Annotated in this window: 21 protein-coding genes; 7 read left to right on the forward strand and 14 right to left on the reverse strand. The window is 68.2% G+C overall.

Annotated elements, in window-relative coordinates; translation table 11 throughout:
• Window positions 1-20 precede the first annotated feature (20 nt).
• From ACQY8B_RS16740 to rpsP, 5 genes are all read right to left on the reverse strand, one after another.
• On the reverse strand, window positions 21-740 hold the full coding sequence (locus ACQY8B_RS16740) for a CoA pyrophosphatase (protein WP_422087748.1): 720 nt from the start codon (window positions 738-740) through the stop codon (window positions 21-23).
• A 162-nt stretch (window positions 741-902) separates the two neighbouring features.
• On the reverse strand, window positions 903-1,283 hold the full coding sequence (gene rplS / locus ACQY8B_RS16745) for a 50S ribosomal protein L19 (RefSeq protein WP_422087749.1): 381 nt from the start codon (window positions 1,281-1,283) through the stop codon (window positions 903-905).
• A 109-nt stretch (window positions 1,284-1,392) separates the two neighbouring features.
• Window positions 1,393-2,139 carry a tRNA (guanosine(37)-N1)-methyltransferase TrmD gene (gene trmD / locus ACQY8B_RS16750; protein ID WP_422087750.1) on the reverse strand — a complete coding sequence of 249 codons (747 nt, stop codon included), beginning with the start codon at window positions 2,137-2,139 and terminating at the stop codon, window positions 1,393-1,395.
• A 16-nt stretch (window positions 2,140-2,155) separates the two neighbouring features.
• Complete coding sequence (rimM, locus tag ACQY8B_RS16755) at window positions 2,156-2,710, reverse strand: ribosome maturation factor RimM (RefSeq protein ID WP_422087751.1); 555 nt, start codon at window positions 2,708-2,710, stop codon at window positions 2,156-2,158.
• Window positions 2,711-2,726: 16 nt separating this feature from the next.
• On the reverse strand, window positions 2,727-2,990 hold the full coding sequence (gene rpsP / locus ACQY8B_RS16760) for a 30S ribosomal protein S16 (RefSeq protein ID WP_007831311.1): 264 nt from the start codon (window positions 2,988-2,990) through the stop codon (window positions 2,727-2,729).
• Window positions 2,991-3,169: 179 nt separating this feature from the next.
• Here rpsP and ACQY8B_RS16765 point away from each other — a divergent pair, with 179 nt between their 5' ends.
• Window positions 3,170-3,694, forward strand: coding sequence for a GNAT family N-acetyltransferase (locus tag ACQY8B_RS16765; protein WP_422087752.1), 525 nt, complete (start codon window positions 3,170-3,172; stop codon window positions 3,692-3,694).
• Window positions 3,695-3,701: 7 nt separating this feature from the next.
• Window positions 3,702-4,148, forward strand: coding sequence for a hypothetical protein (locus tag ACQY8B_RS16770; protein WP_422087753.1), 447 nt, complete (start codon window positions 3,702-3,704; stop codon window positions 4,146-4,148).
• Between the two features lie 19 nt (window positions 4,149-4,167).
• Here the strand turns inward: ACQY8B_RS16770 and ACQY8B_RS16775 are convergent, their stop codons facing one another.
• From ACQY8B_RS16775 to hda, 6 genes are all read right to left on the reverse strand, one after another.
• Window positions 4,168-5,178: an inorganic phosphate transporter gene (locus ACQY8B_RS16775; protein ID WP_422087754.1), complete on the reverse strand. Its 1,011-nt coding sequence runs from the start codon at window positions 5,176-5,178 to the stop codon at window positions 4,168-4,170.
• A 14-nt stretch (window positions 5,179-5,192) separates the two neighbouring features.
• On the reverse strand, window positions 5,193-5,837 hold the full coding sequence (locus ACQY8B_RS16780) for a DUF47 domain-containing protein (protein WP_012746613.1): 645 nt from the start codon (window positions 5,835-5,837) through the stop codon (window positions 5,193-5,195).
• A 126-nt stretch (window positions 5,838-5,963) separates the two neighbouring features.
• Window positions 5,964-6,572: a trimeric intracellular cation channel family protein gene (locus tag ACQY8B_RS16785; RefSeq protein WP_422087755.1), complete on the reverse strand. Its 609-nt coding sequence runs from the start codon at window positions 6,570-6,572 to the stop codon at window positions 5,964-5,966.
• Between the two features lie 6 nt (window positions 6,573-6,578).
• Window positions 6,579-7,229: a 2-amino-4-hydroxy-6-hydroxymethyldihydropteridine diphosphokinase gene (gene folK / locus ACQY8B_RS16790; protein ID WP_422087756.1), complete on the reverse strand. Its 651-nt coding sequence runs from the start codon at window positions 7,227-7,229 to the stop codon at window positions 6,579-6,581.
• Complete coding sequence (gene pcnB, locus ACQY8B_RS16795; RefSeq protein WP_422087757.1) at window positions 7,226-8,860, reverse strand: polynucleotide adenylyltransferase PcnB; 1,635 nt, start codon at window positions 8,858-8,860, stop codon at window positions 7,226-7,228. The genes folK and pcnB overlap by 4 nt, the downstream gene beginning before the upstream one ends.
• Window positions 8,861-8,888: 28 nt before the next feature.
• Window positions 8,889-9,575, reverse strand: coding sequence for a DnaA regulatory inactivator Hda (gene hda / locus ACQY8B_RS16800; protein ID WP_285412070.1), 687 nt, complete (start codon window positions 9,573-9,575; stop codon window positions 8,889-8,891).
• Between the two features lie 139 nt (window positions 9,576-9,714).
• Here hda and purM point away from each other — a divergent pair, with 139 nt between their 5' ends.
• From purM to ACQY8B_RS16825, 5 genes are all read left to right on the forward strand, one after another.
• A complete protein-coding gene (purM, locus tag ACQY8B_RS16805) occupies window positions 9,715-10,755 on the forward strand; it encodes a phosphoribosylformylglycinamidine cyclo-ligase (protein ID WP_285412071.1) in 1,041 nt (346 codons plus the stop codon).
• A 51-nt stretch (window positions 10,756-10,806) separates the two neighbouring features.
• The gene (locus ACQY8B_RS16810; RefSeq protein ID WP_422087758.1) at window positions 10,807-11,898 is read left to right on the forward strand and encodes an AI-2E family transporter; all 1,092 of its coding nucleotides are present in this window, start codon (window positions 10,807-10,809) and stop codon (window positions 11,896-11,898) included.
• A gap of 123 nt (window positions 11,899-12,021) precedes the next feature.
• The gene (locus tag ACQY8B_RS16815; RefSeq protein ID WP_422087759.1) at window positions 12,022-12,582 is read left to right on the forward strand and encodes an isochorismatase family protein; all 561 of its coding nucleotides are present in this window, start codon (window positions 12,022-12,024) and stop codon (window positions 12,580-12,582) included.
• Window positions 12,579-13,205 (forward strand): DJ-1/PfpI family protein, encoded by a 627-nt coding sequence (locus ACQY8B_RS16820; RefSeq protein WP_422087760.1) that lies wholly within the window; start codon window positions 12,579-12,581, stop codon window positions 13,203-13,205. The genes ACQY8B_RS16815 and ACQY8B_RS16820 overlap by 4 nt, the downstream gene beginning before the upstream one ends.
• Window positions 13,166-14,170 carry a GlxA family transcriptional regulator gene (locus tag ACQY8B_RS16825; protein ID WP_422087761.1) on the forward strand — a complete coding sequence of 335 codons (1,005 nt, stop codon included), beginning with the start codon at window positions 13,166-13,168 and terminating at the stop codon, window positions 14,168-14,170. The genes ACQY8B_RS16820 and ACQY8B_RS16825 overlap by 40 nt, the downstream gene beginning before the upstream one ends.
• Before the next feature lie 24 nt (window positions 14,171-14,194).
• Here the strand turns inward: ACQY8B_RS16825 and ACQY8B_RS16830 are convergent, their stop codons facing one another.
• The 3 genes from ACQY8B_RS16830 to ACQY8B_RS16840 form a co-directional block, all read right to left on the reverse strand.
• Window positions 14,195-15,487: an RNA polymerase sigma factor gene (locus ACQY8B_RS16830; protein ID WP_422087762.1), complete on the reverse strand. Its 1,293-nt coding sequence runs from the start codon at window positions 15,485-15,487 to the stop codon at window positions 14,195-14,197.
• 28 nt (window positions 15,488-15,515) lie between these two features.
• Window positions 15,516-15,947 carry a YciI family protein gene (locus ACQY8B_RS16835; RefSeq protein WP_422087763.1) on the reverse strand — a complete coding sequence of 144 codons (432 nt, stop codon included), beginning with the start codon at window positions 15,945-15,947 and terminating at the stop codon, window positions 15,516-15,518.
• Between the two features lie 246 nt (window positions 15,948-16,193).
• A complete protein-coding gene (locus ACQY8B_RS16840; RefSeq protein WP_422087764.1) occupies window positions 16,194-16,619 on the reverse strand; it encodes a bleomycin resistance protein in 426 nt (141 codons plus the stop codon).

A 16,619-nucleotide genomic window follows, 5' to 3' on the forward strand; every position in this document is an offset into this window, starting at 1 on the left:
TAGCGATCCAGCCTGAAGGTTCAGGCCGCAAGAAAACGATAGAGATTGCGCAGCATGCCGGCCGTCGCGCCCCAGACGAAGCGCTCGCCGGGCCCGTCCTGGTAGGGCATCGAATACCACTCGCGCTTGCGGCCGTCGGTTGCGCTCACGGCGTGGCGGCGGTGGTTGGCCGGGTCCATCAGCCACGCAAGCGGGACTTCGAAGGCCTGCGCCACTTCGTAGGGGTTGATGGTGAGTTCGAAGTCGGGCTGCACCAGCGCGACCACGGGCGTGACGATGAACGAGGTCACGGTCGTGTAGGTCGGCAGGCTGCCGAGCACTTCGATGAATTGCGCGGAGAGACCTACCTCTTCCCAGGCCTCGCGCAACGCGGCGGCGGAGATGTTGGCGTCTTCCGGATCGACACGGCCGCCTGGAAACGCGACTTGTCCCGAATGGTTCGACAGGTGCGTGGTGCGCTCGGTGAGCAGCACGGTCGCTCCCTCGGGACGCTGCACGATCGGCACCAGTACGGCGGCCTGCGCGGGTGCGCGGTCGATCATTGTTGGCTCGCGGCGCAGCTCGGGCGTCCATTCCGGCGGGTTGACGAAACGCGCGCGCAGGGCCTGCGCCGTCAGTTGCCCGGCCGACACGGCGGGCAAGCCATCACTGCCATCCACGAAAGGCGCCTCGCGCGGATCGAACTGCAGCAGCGTGGGCGGCACCACGGCATTGACGGGTTCGAGGGGCGCGGATTGCATGGGGACGGCGATGTTGGTCAAGAGATGAAGTGGCGGGGAACCGGCTGGAGGGAGTAGAGCGTAAAAACGCGGTGCTGTCTTTCGGGCCGTGTCCCGTGCGGAGCACCAACGCAAAAAGCCGCCAGAGCGGCGGCTTTTCTTGCACGGCAGGAAGGCAGCTGATTAAGCGGCCGACGCAGCCGTCGACTTGCTCGGCAGCTTTTCCTTGATACGTGCCGAACGGCCGCTGCGGTCGCGCAGGTAGTACAGCTTGGCGCGGCGCACATCGCCACGGCGCTTGACTTCGATGCCGGCGATCAGCGGGCTGTAGGTCTGGAACGTACGCTCCACGCCTTCGCCGCTGGAGATCTTGCGCACGGTGAAGCCGCTGTTGAGGCCACGGTTGCGCTTGGCGATCACGACGCCTTCGTAAGCCTGCACGCGCTTGCGGGTGCCTTCGACGACGTTCACGCTGACGATGACCGTGTCACCGGGCATGAAATCGGGGATGGTCTTGCCGAGACGGGCAATTTCTTCCTGCTCGAGGGTCTGGATGAGGTTCATGATTTCCTGATATTCGATCGTGTCGGGCTACACAAAAGGCGCTTTGGCTTTCACGGAAGAACCGTGAGAAGACCGGGCGCGGCCGGGCAGAGGATCGGGGAGCCGACGATTATAGCTTTTTTTTCAGCACGGCCTCATCGGCCTTCCCAAGGCGGCCGGCGGCGCGGGCCGCCTCGATCAGTTCGGGGCGCCGCTCGGCCGTGATGGCGAGGCGCTGGTCGCGTCGCCAGCGCTCGATCTGCGCATGGTGGCCGGAAAGCAACGGTGCCGGCACGCCCTGCCCGTTCCATTGCTCGGGACGGGTGTAGTGGGGACAGTCGAGCAGGCCGTCGAGCGCGGGGTTGAAGCTGTCCTGCACATGGCTTGCTTCGTCGCCCAGCACGCCCGGCTGCAGGCGGGCCACGGCGTCGAGCAACGCCATCGCCGCGATCTCGCCGCCGGAGAGGACGAAATCGCCGAGGCTGACCTGGTGTGTGATGCGCGCGTCTATGAAGCGCTGGTCGATGCCCTCGTAGCGGCCACAGACCAGCACCGCGCCTTCGCTGGCGGACCAGCGCTCGACGGCTTCGTGCCGCAAGGCCTCGCCGATGGGCGAGAACAGCACCACAGGCGCCTGCACCCCGCGCGCAGCCAAGGCCGCGTCGAGGCAGGCAGCCAGCGGCTCGGCCATCATCACCATGCCAGGGCCGCCGCCGAACGGACGGTCGTCCACGCGCTTGTAGTTGCCCTGCGCATAGTCGCGCGGATTCCAGAGCACCACCTCGACCTGCTTCGATTCGTAGGCGCGGCGCGTCACGCCGCTGGCCAGGAAAGGCGCGAACAGCTCGGGAAACAGAGTGATGACGTCGAAGCGCATGCCGCGCGAGCGCCGATCAGAACTCGGGCTGCCAGTCGACCGTGATGAGCCGGCCGGGCAAGTCGACCTTGTCGACGAAGACGGAAACGAAGGGCACCATGCGCTCGACGGCCTTGCCGTCTTCCTCGGCGGCAAGCACCAGCGTGGTCTGCGGGCCGGTGGCGAGCAGTTCGCGCACCGTGCCAAGCACCACGCCTTCGCGGTTGACCACGGACAGGCCGATCAGGTCGACCCAGTAGTACTCGTCCTCGCCGGCGGTGGGAAAGCTGGAGCGCGGCACGAAAACTCGTGCGCCTCGCAGGGCTTCGGCTGCAGTGCGGTCGGGCACGTCCTCGGACGTGGCGACGATGCAGTCGGAATGTTCTTTGGCTTCGCGGATCGCAAGCCGGAAAGCGGTGCTCGCAGAGGCTCCGGGAGCCTGCAGGAACCAGCGCTTGGAAGAAAAAAGCGCCTCGGGCTGGGCGCTATGGGGAAGGACCTTGAACCAGCCCTTGATTCCCCATGCATCGGCGATGCGCCCTACTTCGATCGCATCCGCCGGCAATTCGGCGGCTTCGAGTGTGGGCAGCATCGCCGTGCGGGGCGGCTTAGGCCGCCGCCTTGGGAGCTGCCGCGGCAGCTTGCTTGATCAGGCGCAGAACGGTGGGCGAAGCTTGTGCGCCGACGCTCTTCCAGTACGCCAGGCGGTCCTGGGCAATACGGATGCTTTCTTCGTTTTCCTTGGCGGTCGGGTTGTAGAAGCCCAGGCGCTCGATGAAGCGGCCATCGCGGCGAACGCGCTTGTCCGACACGACGATGTTGAAGAACGGACGGCCTTTGGAGCCGCCGCGGGAGAGTCGAATGACGACCATGATTTATCCTTGGGTGGTCAGCAAGCCTTGTGGATTAAGAAAAGGCCTGCTCACAATGTTCTTCCAGCGTCGAGACACGCGACATGGCCACCCGGCCAGCGACACGCTGAAAAGCCCGCGATTATAGCCCGACACGCGTTTTCCCCGAATTTCGGCCTCGCGCCATCCGTTTTTCTCCCATGCCCCTGACCATCCGCCCCAGCCGCGACGAAGACGTCGCAGCCATCACGGCCATCTACGCCCATCACGTGCTGCACGGCACCGGCACCTTCGAGACGGAGCCTCCCTCCCCTGCCGACATGGCCTCTCGTCGCGCCGACGTACTGGGCAAGAACCTGCCGTACCTGGTCGCGGAAGAAAACGGCGAAGTGTTGGGTTTTGCCTACTGCAACTGGTTCAAGCCACGCCCGGCCTACCGTTTTTCGGCCGAAGACTCGATCTACATGTCCGAGTCAGCACGCGGCAAGGGTCTGGGCGCCAAGCTGCTCGCCGCGCTGTCCCAGGCTGCCGAGGCGGCCGGCGTGCGCAAGCTGATTGCGGTGATCGGCGACTCGGCCAACGCGGGCTCCATCGGCGTACACCGCGGCCAGGGCTTCACGCACGTGGGCGTGCTGAAGGACTGCGGCTGGAAGTTCGGCGAATGGCGCGATGTCGTACTGATGGAAAAAGTGCTCGGCGAAGGCAGCACCACCCGACCCGAGTAAAACCCGCATGAAAAACAAGACCACCGCCGCCTGGCTCACCTTCCTCGGCGGCCCGCTCGGCCTGCACCGCTTCTACCTGCGCGGCATGGGCGACTGGCTCGGCTGGCTGCTGCCCATTCCCACGGCGCTGGGCATCTACGGCATCGAGCGTGTGCGCATGTACGGCGTGGACGATGGCGTCAGCTGGGCACTCATTCCGCTGCTGGGCTTCACCATCGCCGGCTGCGCGCTGACGGCCATCGTCTACGGCCTCATGACGCCGGAAAAGTGGAATGCCCGCTTCAACTCGAGCGCCGCAGCCGACGCAGCGCCCGGCCGCACGAACTGGTTCACCATCGGCGCGGTGGTGCTGTCGCTTTTCTTCGGCAGCACGATCCTGATGGCGAGCATCGTTTTCAGTTTCCAGCGTTACTTCGAGCACCAGGTCGAAGAGGGGCGAAAGATTTCGCAGTGACTGCAGTAACGGCAGCCGCTCAGAACAGCTGCATGCTGACCCAGTAGGCAATCGCCGCCACGAAGGCCGACGCCGGGATCGTGAAGATCCACGCCCACACGATGTTCCCTGCCACGCCCCAGCGCACCGCGCTCGCGCGCTGCGTGGAGCCCACGCCGACGATGGCACCGGTGATGGTGTGCGTGGTCGACACCGGAATGCCCAGCGCGGTGGCCAGGAACAGGGTCAGCGCCCCGCCGGTCTCGGCGCAGAAGCCGCCCACGGGCTTGAGCTTGGTGATCTTCTGGCCCATCGTCTTCACGATGCGCCAGCCGCCGAACATGGTGCCCAGCGCGATGGCGGCGTAGCAGCTCACGATGGTCCAGGTCGGCGGATTAGCGTCGCCGGCATTGGCGTAGCCGGTGGCGATCAGCAGCATCCAGATGATGCCGATGGTCTTCTGCGCGTCGTTGCCGCCGTGGCCCAGGCTGTAGGCACCGGCAGACACAAGCTGCAGCCGGCGGAACCAGCGGTCCACGCGCGACGGCGTGGCGCGCCGGAAGCCCCAGGCCACCACGACCATCATCATCGAACCGAGCAGGAAGCCCAGCAGCGGCGACACGAAGATGAAGGCCACCGTCTTCCAGATGCCCGAGGCCACCAGGCCGCCGGTGCCCGTCTTGGCGATCACGGCGCCCACGATGCCGCCGATCAGCGCATGCGACGAGCTGCTCGGAATGCCGTAGTACCAGGTGACGAGGTTCCAGCTGATGGCCCCCACGAGCGCACCGAACACCACGTGCACGTCGACGACGCCCGGCTGGGCGATGCCCTTGCCCACCGTGGCCGCCACGCTCAGGTGGAAGACGAAGATCGCGATCAGGTTGAAGAACGCCGCGAACACCACGGCCTGCCCCGGCTTGAGCACCCCGGTGGAAACCACCGTCGCAATCGAATTGGCGGCGTCGTGGAACCCGTTCATGAAGTCGAACAGGATCGCGAGCGCGACCAGCACTATCACCACCCAGAGGGCGACCTGAACCGTTGCCATCGGTCGCTACCCGCTCAGGAGTTCTCGAGGACGATGCCCTCGATCACGTTGGCCACGTCCTCGCACTTGTCGGTGATCGTCTCCAGCAGTTCGTAGATCGCCTTGAGCTTGATGACCTCGCGCACGTCCGGCTCCTCGCGAAACAGCTTGCTCATGGCGCTGCGCATGACGCGGTCGGCGTCCGACTCGAGGCGGTCGATTTCCTCGCAGGTCTTGAGCGTCGCCTCGGCCACGGCCGGGTCGGCGATCTTGCCGAGGAACTTGACGGCGTCCTTCAGGCGGTCGCAGCACTTCACGCTCAGGGCCGTGAGGCGCACGATCTCGTCGGTCATGTGGCGCACGTCGTACAGCGCCATGGTCTCGGCCGAGTCCTGGATCAGGTCGGCCACGTCGTCCATCGTGTTGATGAGCTTGTGGATCTGCTCGCGGTCGATGGGCGTGATGAAGGTCTTGTGGATCAGCCGGTTGACGTCGTGCGTCACGCGGTCGGCGGCGCGCTCGGCGTTGTCGACGTCGCGGTTGTACTGCTCGCGCAGGTGCACGTCGCTGTAGTTGGCGACCAGTTGCTCGAACGCCCTGGCCGCCTCCACGATGCGCTCGGCGTGCTGGTTGAACATCTCGAAGAAATTGCCCTCGCGGGGCAGCAGCTTGCCGAACATGGAAACTCCTGGGGTGCGCCAATCACAATTTCATGACGCCTTCATGAAAAAACCGGCGAAGTTTAACGGGCGCGCGAGTCCAATCCGGCCCGACAGGCTTTTCGAGGCCGACGGAACGCCGGAAATTCAGGTCGGCAAGCGCAGCACCGGCAGGTGCCAGCCGCCATAAATGCCGCCCATGCGGAGCGCCACGATCAGCAGCACGCCTGCATGAAAGGCCCAGCGGCGCGGCGTGCCGGCGGCCTGCAGCAGCAGGTAGGCCGCAATGCCCGCGATGGCGGCCGAGCCGTAGATGCCGCTGCTCAGCAGCAGCGGAATGCGGGCGGTGAACACGTCGCGCAGCAGGCCGCCGGCCGCGCCGGTCATGGTGCCGACAAGTATCACGATGACGGCCGGCAGGCGCCTTTCCTCGGCCACCTGCGCGCCGGTGATGGCAAACAGGCCGAGCCCCAGTGCGTCGGCAACGGCCAGCGAATGCTCGTGCAGGGGCATCCAGTGCACCCAGGCGATGGTGAACACCGCCGCGGCCAGGATCACGTAGACATGGCGGGTGTCGCGGATCCAGAACACCGGATGCCGGTCGAGCAGCAGGTCGCGCAGCGTGCCGCCGCCCACCGCGGTGACAGAAGCGATCACCACCACGCCCAGCCAGTCGAGGCCCGCGTGGCCGGCCGCCAATGCCCCACTGACCGCGAAAACCGCCACGCCGGCGAGATCGAGGACGTAGAGCAGCACGGCCGTCTAGACGATGCGCTTGACCACCTGGCCCGTGACGCGCGCCAGCGCCGCGCGCGGCACCTTGTCGGGCGCGATTTCGGCAAGCGGCTTCAGCACGAAGGCGCGTTCCCGCATGCGGGGATGCGGCAGGGTCAGGGTCGGCGTGTCGATCACCGAATTGCCGTGCATCAGCAAGTCGAGATCGAGCGTGCGCGGCGCATTGGGAAAGGGCCGCTCGCGGCCGGCCTGCGTCTCAAGGCGCTGCAATGCCACCAGGAGCTGCTCGGCATCCAGGCCGGTGCGCACGGCCACCACGGCATTGATGAAATCAGGGCCTTCGGCGTCCACCGGCTCGCTGCGATAGAGCGACGAACGGGCCGTCACCTGGGTTCGCTGCAGCGCGCCGATCGCGGCCATGGCCGCCTTCACTGCCGCTTCGGCATCGCCGAGGTTGGCGCCGATGGCGACGAAGGCCTGCACGGTCGGGTAGTCCTCGCGCGGACCGCGGGGGCTGCGCGAGGGGGCACGGCTGGGTGCGCGGCGTGCGGGCGGGCCGCTCCTGGCACCGGCTGCCGGCGGCTTGCCCGCGGCGCGCGCCGGCGCGGCCTTTGGCTTGCCTGCCTTGGCCGCAGGGCTTTTTTTCTTGCCGTCCTTCGGCTGGTCGGACGCGCTCATTCGGCTGCGGCGCTGCCGCCACCCTCGCCACCGCCCGCGGGACGCGGCTTGCGGCGGCGCCGGCGCTTGCGCGGCGCCGCGGCTTCGCCATCGGGCGGAACGGCGCCGGCCTCGACTTCGACCTCGTCGTCCGGCTCCGCATCCTGGCCGCGGCTCTGGTTCTGGGCCGGGTTCTGGCGAGGCGCGGGCTCGTTGCGCAGCTTGGCTGGCGCGGCGGTGTCGCGCACCCGCACGCGCTGGCGCACCTTCTGTTCTTCGCGCACCTGCTCCAGCAGGTCTTGCCGGCGCACGTCGTCGGCGATGCTGAATTCCTGCCACCACTCGGCAATCGCCTCGCTGACCTCGCCCACGTCGGCGCGCAGGCGCATGAAGTCGAAGGCCGCGCGAAAACGCGCCTGCTCGACCAGGCTGTAGGGCGTGGAGCCGGTGCGCTTGTCGAAGCGCGGCTGCATCATCCAGATCTCGCGCATGTCGGCGGCCAGCTTGCCGCGGCCCGACACGTCGCCGATGCGGGCGTTGAACACGTCGTCGATGGCGTCCTGCAGAGCCGGGAACGGCGCCTGCGGGCGCTGGCCGCGCTGGCCTTCCTGGCGCTGGGCCCAGCCGTCGCGCACGTCGGCCCACAGCACGCAGGCCAGCAGGAAGCTGGGCGCCACGGGCTTGCCTTCGCCCACGCGGCGGTCGGTGTCCTGCAGGGCGGCCTTCACGAAAGGCTGGTCGGCACGCTCGACCACCACGTCGAGCAGCGGATAGATGCCCCTGGCCAGCCCCAGCTTTTTCAGCTGCTCGACCGTGGCAATTGCATGGCCGGTCTGCAACAACTTGAGCATTTCGTCGAACAGGCGACTCTGCGGCACGTCGGCCAGCAGCTTGCTCGACTCGACCAGCGGGGCCGCGGTCTTGGCTTCCATCTTGAAGCCCAGGGCAGCAAGCTTGGCCGAGAAGCGGATGGCGCGAATGATGCGCACCGGGTCTTCGCGGTAGCGCGTGGCCGGGTCGCCGATCATGCGCAGCGTGAGCTTCTGGGCGTCCTTGATGCCGTTGTGATAGTCGACCACGACCTGGTTGGCCGGGTCGTAGTACATGGCGTTGACGGTGAAGTCGCGGCGCGCAGCGTCTTCTTCCTGCGGGCCCCAGACGTTGTCGCGCAGCACCCGGCCGCTGGCGTCCACCGCGTGCTTCATGCTCGCGAGTTCGCCCTTGCTGGTGCGCTCGTTGCCCGACACCTGCTCGGCGGCGGCGTTGTCCATGTAGGCGCGGAAGGTCGATACCTCGATCACCTCGTGCTCGCGCCCCCGGCCGTACACCACGTGCACGATGCGAAAGCGCCGCCCGATGATGAAGGCGCGGCGAAACAGCGACTTGACCTGCTCGGGCGTGGCGTTGGTGGCCACGTCGAAGTCCTTGGGGCGCAGTCCCAGCAGCAGGTCGCGCACCGCGCCGCCCACCACGTAGGCCTCGTAGCCGGCCTGCTGCAGCGTGGTGACCACGTTTTTCGCGCGTTCGTCGACCAGGGCCGGATCGATCTTGTGAACCTCTGCCGGCACCTCCTGGCGCTTGCCGAAGCGGCTCTTGCCCTGTGCGCCGCCGGCGGTCTTGCCGAGCAGCTTGTCGATGAATTTCTTGATCATTTGTTGGTTGAAAGCCTAGTTCGCTCTTTTATTCGTTCTCGAGCATGGAGCGGATCAGCGGAATGGTGATCGCGCGTTGCGTCTGCAGGGCATAGCCGTCGAGCTGCGAGAGCAGCTCCATCAGGCTGCCGAGGTCGCGGCTGAAGCGGTGCAGCATGTAGTCGAGCACGTCGTCGGACAGCATCACGCCGCGCGCATCGGCCGCCTGGCGCAGCACCGCGCGGCGTTCGCTTTCGCTCAGCACCTGCAGGTGGAACACATGGCCCCAGCCGAGGCGGGTGCGCAGGTCTTCGCGCAGCGGCAGGTCGGCCGGCGGCAAGGCGCCGGCGGCAACCACGCCGCGCTGCAGGGTCTGGGCGTTGACGAACCAGTTGAAGGCCGCGTGCTGCTGCACCGCGGTGTAGAGGTGGACGTCGTCGAGCAGGACGGCGCCCCAGCGCTCGTCGAACTCGGGCGGCTCCAGCAGGCCGGCATGCAGCCAGCCCACGCTGGCGCCCTGCTCGCGCAGTGCGACACGCACCGATTCGAGCAGGTGGGTCTTGCCGCTGCCGCCGTCGCCCCACAGATAGGTCGGCACCGGCGAGTGCAGCGCGGGGCCGCCGGCGCCGCCCACCCACACTTGCAGGTGCCGAAGCGCCGCCTCGTTGGGGCCGGCAAAAAAGGCGTCGAAGCTGGGGCCCGTCGCAATGCCGATATCGAGCGCGAGCTGTTTCATCCCGGGAAGGTTCATGGAGGGGGCCGCGAGGGCCCTTAAAATCGTGAGGAATTCTATCGGCCCGGCCAACATGGTTACCGGGGCCGCCTTCCGCTCCTACTCCTCGCATCCTTTCGCGTCCTTCCGACCTCGACCATCCATGACCTCCTCCACGCCCACCCCGCTCAGCTACAAGGACGCAGGTGTCGACATCGATGCCGGCGATGCACTGGTCGACCGCATCAAGCCCCTGGCCAAAAAGACCATGCGCGAAGGCGTGCTGGCCGGCATCGGCGGCTTCGGCGCCCTGTTCGAGGTGCCCAAGCGCTACAAGGAACCGGTGCTGGTCAGCGGCACCGACGGCGTGGGCACCAAGCTCAAGCTGGCCTTCGAATGGAACATGCACGACACGGTCGGCATCGACCTGGTGGCCATGAGCGTCAACGACGTGCTGGTGCAAGGCGCCGAACCGCTCTTTTTCCTCGACTATTTCGCCTGCGGCAAGCTCGACGTGGACACGGCCGCTGCCGTGGTCGGCGGCATCGCCCGCGGCTGCGAACTGTCGGGTTGCGCCCTCATCGGCGGCGAAACTGCTGAAATGCCCGGCATGTACCCGGCCGGCGAATACGACCTGGCGGGCTTCGCGGTCGGCGCGGTCGAAAAATCGAAGATCCTCACGGGCCAGAACGTCAAGCCCGGCGACGTGGTGCTGGGCCTGGCCTCGGCCGGCGTGCATTCCAACGGTTTCAGCCTTGTGCGCAAGGTGATCGAGCGCGCCGGCGCCGATCTGCCCGCAACCCTCGACGGCAAGCCCTTCCGCGAAGCCGTGATGGAGCCCACCCACCTCTACGTGAAGCCGGTGCTCGAAGCGCTGGGCAAGCACCCGATCAAGGCGCTGGCCCACATCACCGGCGGCGGCCTGCTGGAAAACATCCCGCGCGTGCTGCCCGAAGGCACGGCTGCCCACCTCAAGAAGGGCAGCTGGCCGCAGACCGAGCTGTTCGCCTGGCTGCAGAAGGTGGCCGGCATCGACGACATCGAGATGAACCGCACCTTCAACAACGGCATCGGCATGGTCGTGGTCATCGACGCGGCCGAAGCCGCCGCCTGTGCCGCCACCCTGCGCGCCGCCGGCGAGACGGTGCATGAAATCGGCGTGATCGCCCCGCGCGGCGAAGGCGCCCCGGTGGTCGTCGGCTGACCGCCGGCTGCTCCGTCCGATTCCCTGAGCAGAGCACGCGACACCCACCGGATGGCCAAGAAGCCGCAACCCATCACCCCCGCCGTTGCGACGGCCCCCATCCAACGCCCCCCGGCCTCGCGCGGGGTGACGATCGCGAGCTACCTGCTGATGCTCGCTGCGCTCCTGCTGGTGATGTGGGAGCACCTGCTGCCCGGATTGCTGTGCGTGTGCATCGGCTTCCTGGCCACGCGCTGGTTCGCTCGGGTGCTCACCGGCGGCCTGCAGCGCATTCCGCCGCTAGGCAGGCGCCCTGAACGGGCCGGCGGCTGGGCCAACGTGCTGGCGGTGATCCTGGTGCTGGTGGGGCCGATCGCGCTGCTCACGCTGCTGCTGTCGCAGGCCCGCGAATACATCGTCGACGCGCCCGACCAGTACCGCGAGCTGCTCGACTACACGGCGCGCACGGTGCTCGAACTGCGCTCCAAGCTGCCCGGCGAAATCGCGGCCTACCTGCCCGAGGGCGCGGCCGAAATCCAGCGCGTGATCGCCAACTACCTGCGCGCGCAGGCCGGTTCGCTGGCCATGGCAGGCCGCGCCTGGCTGCACGGGCTCCTCTTTTCCTATGTGGGGCTGATCGTGGGAGCACTGGCGGCCGTGGCACATGCGCCGCTGCGCCGCCTGCCGCTGGCCGACCAGCTGCACCAGCGCGTGCAGACCTTCGGCGAGGCCTTCGGCCAGATCGTCGCGGCCCAGTTCTGGATCGCCGCCTTCAACACGCTGCTCACGGCCATCTTCCTGCTGTTCATCATGCCGATGTGGGGCGCGCACCTGCCCTACACGCCGGCGCTCATCACCCTCACCTTTCTCGCGGGGCTGGTGCCGATCGTGGGCAACCTGGTGTGCAACTCGGTCATCACGCTGGTGGGGCTGTCGGTGTCGCCGGTCACGGCGGCGGCCTGCCTGATCTTCCTGATCGTGATCCACAAGGCCGAGTACGTCATCAACGCCAAGGTGGTCGGCGCACGCACGCAGATGAGCGTGTGGGAACTGCTGGCCGTGATGTTCGTGGCCGAGGCAGTGTTCGGCCCGGCCGGGCTGGTGGCGGCGCCGCTGTACTACGCGTACCTGAAGAAAGAGCTGCAGGCGGCTGCGCTGGTCTGACCGGCCGGCCGGACAGCGATGTCCGGATCTGATCGATTCTGGTCCGGCACCGAGCGGCCCTTCGACCGGCCGCGAGAAAGAATCGGGGGCATCATCCACTCCGCACCCTTGCGAGCCTCCGCCATGAAAACCTGTCTGATTGTGATCGACGCACAGGAGTCGTTCCGCCATCGCCCCTACTGGAACGAAAGCCTGGCCGCCGCCTATCTGGGCGCCCAGAACGCCCTGATCGAGGGCTGCACCGCCGCCGGCCTGTCGGTCGTGCGGGTCTTCCACACCGACGGGCCGTCGGATGCGAGCAACCCCTTCGCGGTCGAATCGAGCCATGTGCGTTCTATCACCGGGCTGGCGCACTTCGAAGCCGCCGCCACCTTCACCAAGCACCGCCACAGCGCGCTGGTCAACAGCGGGCTCGACGTGTGGCTCACGCAGAACGGCATCGGCCGGCTGATCGTGAGCGGCATCCGCACCGAGCAGTGCTGCGAAACCACCACCCGCCACGCCTCCGACCTGGGCTGGCAGGTCGACTACGTGACCGACGCTACCCTCACCTTCGACATGGTGCAGCCCGACGGCAAGCCGCTGTCGGCCGCCGACATCAAGGCCCGAACCGCCACCGTGCTGCACGGGCGCTTCGCCGCCGTCTGCACCGTGGCGCAGGCGCTGGAACGAGCCGTGGCATGAGCAGCCTGCGTGTAGTGATCCTGGCCTTCGACGGCGTGGAAGCGCTCGATTTCGCAGGCCCCTTCGAGGTGTTCACCACCGCAAGCCGCGTCAGCCAGCGGATGCGCCCCGGCACGGCTGCGCCCTTCGAGGTGGTCTCGGCCGCCGTGGACCAGCCGGTGCAGGCGCGCGCCGGCCTGCAACTGCTGGCCAGCCACACGCTGGCGGACAGCCCGCAAGCCGACGTACTGGTCGTCCCCGGCGGCGTGGTCGATGCGCCGCTGGCGAGCCCCGACACCCTGGGGTGGATCGCCCGCAACGCGACCGGCGCGCAGGTGGTCGCTTCGGTCTGTACCGGCGCCTTCCTGCTCGCGGCAAGCGGCGTGGTCACCAGCAACGCCGTCACCACGCACTGGGAAGACATCGCCGACCTGCGCGCGCAGTTCCCCGCGCTCGACGTGCGCGAAGACGTGCGCTGGGTCGACACCGGCCGCATCGTCAGTTCGGCCGGCATCAGCGCAGGCATCGACATGAGCCTGCACCTCGTGGAGCGGCTGGCCGGCCGCGAACTGGCCGAGCGCACCGCGCGCCAGATGGACTACGCATGGACCCGCAACCCCGCCAGCACCGGCCCATCCGCGTAGTCTTCGTCCTCCTGCCCGGCAGCCTCGTGCTCGACTGGGCCGGCCCGGCCGAGGCGCTGCGCATCGCCAACCAGCGGCTGCGCGCCCTGGGCCAGCCGGAGCGCTTCGCCATCGAGTTCGCGAGCCCCCGGCCGACCGCGATGGGCTCGGTCGGCGTCGCGCTTTCCGGGCTCGCGCCGCTGCCTGCGCAGTGGGACGGCCCTGGCTGGGTCGTGCTGGTCGGGCTGCCCGGCGACACCATCGCCGTCGACACCCCGGAGGCGCAAGACCTGCTGCACTGGCTGCGCGGCCAGCGCTTCGAGCGCGGCGGCCTGGAACTGGTGACGATCTGCGCCGGCGCAGTGCTGGCGGCGCATGCCGGCGCGCTCGCGGGCCGGCGCGCGACCACGCACCACCATCACCTCGGTGAACTGCGCACGGTGGAGCCGCGCTGCGACGTGGTCGCCAACCGGGTTTTCGTGATCGACCCGCCGGTCTACAGCAGCGCGGGCGTGACGACCGGCATCGACCTCGTGCTGCACCGCATCGGCGAACTCTGCGGCGAGGCGCTGGCGGCGCAGGTCGCCCAGACCATGGTGGTGGCGCTGCGGCGCGGCCCGCAAGACCCGGAGCTGTCGCCCTTCCTGGCCTATCGCAACCATCTGCATGCCGCGCTGCACCGCGTGCAGGACGCGGTCAGCGAACAGCCGCAGGCCGACTGGAGCGTGCCGCGCATGGCCGAGGTGGCGCACACCTCGGCGCGGCATCTCACGCGGCTGTTCATGGAGCATGCGGGCGTCGCGCCGCTGGCCTACCTGCGCAGGCTGCGGCTGGCGGCGGCGCAGCTCGCGCTGGCCTCGGGTGCAAGCGTCACGCGGGCGGCGGAGCAGTCGGGGTTCGGCTCCGACACGCAATTGCGCCGTGCGTGGCACCAGTTCGGGTTGCCGGGTTCGCCCTCGGAGGCCGGCCAGGCTTTCAAGACCTGACCGGCTGCGCTCGGCGCCAGGCGTTCACTCGGCCATGCAGGCCCGCGCACGCGCCAGCAGCAACGCACGTTCGCGCGTGTTGCGCGTGAGCGTGGCGGCGCGGTCGAACTCCCTGCGCGCCTCGTCGTGGCGGCCGAGCTTGAACAGCAGGTCGCCGCGCACCGTCGGCAGCAGGTGGTAGCCCTTGAGCGCGGGTTCGTCCATGAGTGCGTCGACCACCTCCAGCCCCGCCGCCGGTCCGAAGGCCATCGACAGCGCGACCGCCCGGTTGAGCTCAACGATGGGCGACGGCGCAAGCTCGGCCAGTGCGTCATAGAGCGCGGCAATGCGCGCCCAGTCGGTTTCATCGGCGGTGCGCGCACGGCCATGGCAGGCGGCAATGGCGGCCTGCAGGGCATAGGGGCCGAGCGCGCCGCCCAGCGACTCGGCGCGTGCGAGCGCGGCCAGGCCGCGGCGGATCAGCATGTGGTCCCAGCGCGCGCGGTTCTGCTTGAGCAGCAACACGGGCTCGCCCGAGGCGCCCACGCGCGCGGCGGTGCGCGAGGCCTGGATTTCCATCAGCGCGACGAGGCCGTGCACCTCCGCCTCCCTGGGCACCAACTCGGCCAGGATGCGGCCGAGGCGCAAGGCTTCGTCGCACAGCGCGGGGCGCATCCAGTCGTCCCCGGCGGTGGCCGAATAGCCTTCGTTGAAGATCAGGTAGATCACTTCGAGCACCGAAGCGAGCCGGCCTTCCAGCTCGCGGCGGCGCGGCACCTCGAAGGGCACGCGCGCCTCGGCCAGCGTGCGCTTGGCGCGAACGATGCGCTGCGCCACGGTGGCTTCGGGCACGAGAAACGCGCGGGCGATCTCGTCGGTCGTGAGGCCGCCCATGAGACGCAGCGTGAGCGCCACGCGCGCCTCGGTCGACAGCACCGGGTGGCAGGCGGTGAACACCAGCCGCAGCAGGTCGTCGCCGATGTCGTCGACCAGCGCCGCATCGACCGCGTCGGTGAAGTCGGCCTGCGCCATTTCGTGTTGCGCATCGAGTTCGCGGCCGATCTCGCCGGCCTTGTGCTCTGCCAGTTGCAGGTGGCGCAGGCGGTCGAGCGCGCGGCGCTTGGCCACGGCGGTGAGCCAGGCGGCGGGGTTGTCGGGCACGCCTTCGCCGGGCCACTGCTCGAGGGCCGAGACCAGCGCGTCCTGCGCCAGTTCCTCGGCCAGCCCCACGTCGCGCACCATGCGCGCGACGGTGGCGATGATCTTCGCGGACTCCATGCGCCACACCGCCTCGACGGTGCGGCGGATGGCGTCTTCGCGGCCCTCTTCTGCGGTCACGGCGACTCCCGCGATACGCCGGGAGGCGTCAGCCGCCGGTCTTGCCGCGGGCCTCGGTCTCGGCGCGCAGGCGGTCTTCCTGGGCGAGCAGCTCGGGCGTCATCGAATCGCCGAAGTCGGCGGCCTCGAACACCTGGCGGATCTCGATCTCGCCTTCCTGGAAGGGGCTGCGCTTGATCCACTCGATGGCTTCTTCCTTCGACTTGACCTGGAACAGCCAGAAGCCGGCCAGCAGTTCCTTGGTCTCGGCGAAGGGGCCGTCGATGACGGTGCGCTTGGTCGGGCCTTCGCAGCGCACGCGGGCGCCCTTGGAACTGGGGTGCAGGCCCTCGCCGGCCAACAGCACGCCGGCCTTGACCAGTTCTTCGTTGAACTTGCCCATGGCGGTGAGGATTTCGGTGCTGGGCATCACGCCGGCTTCGGAATCTGCATTGGCCTTGACCAGAATCATGAATCGCATGTCTTTTCTCCTGAAGTTGATGAGGCTGGGAGCTGCTGGAAACTGCCTGCTCCTGTTCACACGTCGGACGGGCGAAAGTCGGATCGACACGATCGCATCGATCTATTTGTAAATTCGTGTATCAATTCTGAGTCTGGCGCGACCAAGGCCAGAAGCACCGCGGAACCGGCTTCGCCGGGCCGCAGGTGCTGCCCCCTGCAAGGGGGTTGGCGCAGCGACACGAAGTGCGCGAAGCCTGGGGGTGGGTCATAAATAGCCGCAAAAGCGCAACACGTGCCCGTCGGGTTCCCGGATCGCGAATTCGCGCAGGCCCCAGGGCTGGGACACCGGCGGTTCGACAACCGTCACGCCGCGCTTCACGTAGGCTGCATGCAGGCCGTCGATGTCCTTGCCCACGTGGATCACGATTTCGCCGCGCCAGGGCACGGCTCCGCGGGTGTTGCACTGCCACAGCCGCAGGTAGACCGGGTCGCCGTAGCTGCGGTCGCCCTTCTTCACGCGGGCATAGCTGGGCGGCTCACCGGCGATGAAATCGAGCTCGAAGCCCAGCACGTCGCGAAACCAGCGCGCGGCCCGCGACACGTCCGACACCGGCAGCACCGGCTGCACGCCGTGGAACTCATGCAGGGTGCCCAGGTCGGGCGCCGGACTCACACCGGCCTTGGTGTCCAT

This window comes from Variovorax sp. (genome assembly GCF_965279555.1).
In the GTDB taxonomy this organism is placed as follows: domain Bacteria; phylum Pseudomonadota; class Gammaproteobacteria; order Burkholderiales; family Burkholderiaceae_C; genus Variovorax.

What these genes read in the sequence shown, in the direction of transcription:
- ACQY8B_RS16765 (WP_422087752.1), top strand. Translation starts at nt 3,170, where the DNA reads ATGCCCCTGACCATCCGCCCCAGCCGCGACGAAGACGTCGCAGCCATC.
- ACQY8B_RS16835 (WP_422087763.1), bottom strand. Translation starts at nt 15,947, where the DNA reads ATGCGATTCATGATTCTGGTCAAGGCCAATGCAGATTCCGAAGCCGGC.
- ACQY8B_RS16820 (WP_422087760.1), top strand. Translation starts at nt 12,579, where the DNA reads ATGAGCAGCCTGCGTGTAGTGATCCTGGCCTTCGACGGCGTGGAAGCG.
- rplS (WP_422087749.1), bottom strand. Translation starts at nt 1,283, where the DNA reads ATGAACCTCATCCAGACCCTCGAGCAGGAAGAAATTGCCCGTCTCGGC.
- ACQY8B_RS16740 (WP_422087748.1), bottom strand. Translation starts at nt 740, where the DNA reads ATGCAATCCGCGCCCCTCGAACCCGTCAATGCCGTGGTGCCGCCCACG.
- rimM (WP_422087751.1), bottom strand. Translation starts at nt 2,710, where the DNA reads ATGCTGCCCACACTCGAAGCCGCCGAATTGCCGGCGGATGCGATCGAA.
- purM (WP_285412071.1), top strand. Translation starts at nt 9,715, where the DNA reads ATGACCTCCTCCACGCCCACCCCGCTCAGCTACAAGGACGCAGGTGTC.
- ACQY8B_RS16770 (WP_422087753.1), top strand. Translation starts at nt 3,702, where the DNA reads ATGAAAAACAAGACCACCGCCGCCTGGCTCACCTTCCTCGGCGGCCCG.
- ACQY8B_RS16810 (WP_422087758.1), top strand. Translation starts at nt 10,807, where the DNA reads ATGGCCAAGAAGCCGCAACCCATCACCCCCGCCGTTGCGACGGCCCCC.
- pcnB (WP_422087757.1), bottom strand. Translation starts at nt 8,860, where the DNA reads ATGATCAAGAAATTCATCGACAAGCTGCTCGGCAAGACCGCCGGCGGC.
- trmD (WP_422087750.1), bottom strand. Translation starts at nt 2,139, where the DNA reads ATGCGCTTCGACGTCATCACTCTGTTTCCCGAGCTGTTCGCGCCTTTC.
- ACQY8B_RS16780 (WP_012746613.1), bottom strand. Translation starts at nt 5,837, where the DNA reads ATGTTCGGCAAGCTGCTGCCCCGCGAGGGCAATTTCTTCGAGATGTTC.
- ACQY8B_RS16775 (WP_422087754.1), bottom strand. Translation starts at nt 5,178, where the DNA reads ATGGCAACGGTTCAGGTCGCCCTCTGGGTGGTGATAGTGCTGGTCGCG.
- ACQY8B_RS16815 (WP_422087759.1), top strand. Translation starts at nt 12,022, where the DNA reads ATGAAAACCTGTCTGATTGTGATCGACGCACAGGAGTCGTTCCGCCAT.
- rpsP (WP_007831311.1), bottom strand. Translation starts at nt 2,990, where the DNA reads ATGGTCGTCATTCGACTCTCCCGCGGCGGCTCCAAAGGCCGTCCGTTC.
- ACQY8B_RS16840 (WP_422087764.1), bottom strand. Translation starts at nt 16,619, where the DNA reads ATGGACACCAAGGCCGGTGTGAGTCCGGCGCCCGACCTGGGCACCCTG.
- folK (WP_422087756.1), bottom strand. Translation starts at nt 7,229, where the DNA reads ATGAGCGCGTCCGACCAGCCGAAGGACGGCAAGAAAAAAAGCCCTGCG.
- ACQY8B_RS16825 (WP_422087761.1), top strand. Translation starts at nt 13,166, where the DNA reads ATGGACCCGCAACCCCGCCAGCACCGGCCCATCCGCGTAGTCTTCGTC.
- hda (WP_285412070.1), bottom strand. Translation starts at nt 9,575, where the DNA reads ATGAAACAGCTCGCGCTCGATATCGGCATTGCGACGGGCCCCAGCTTC.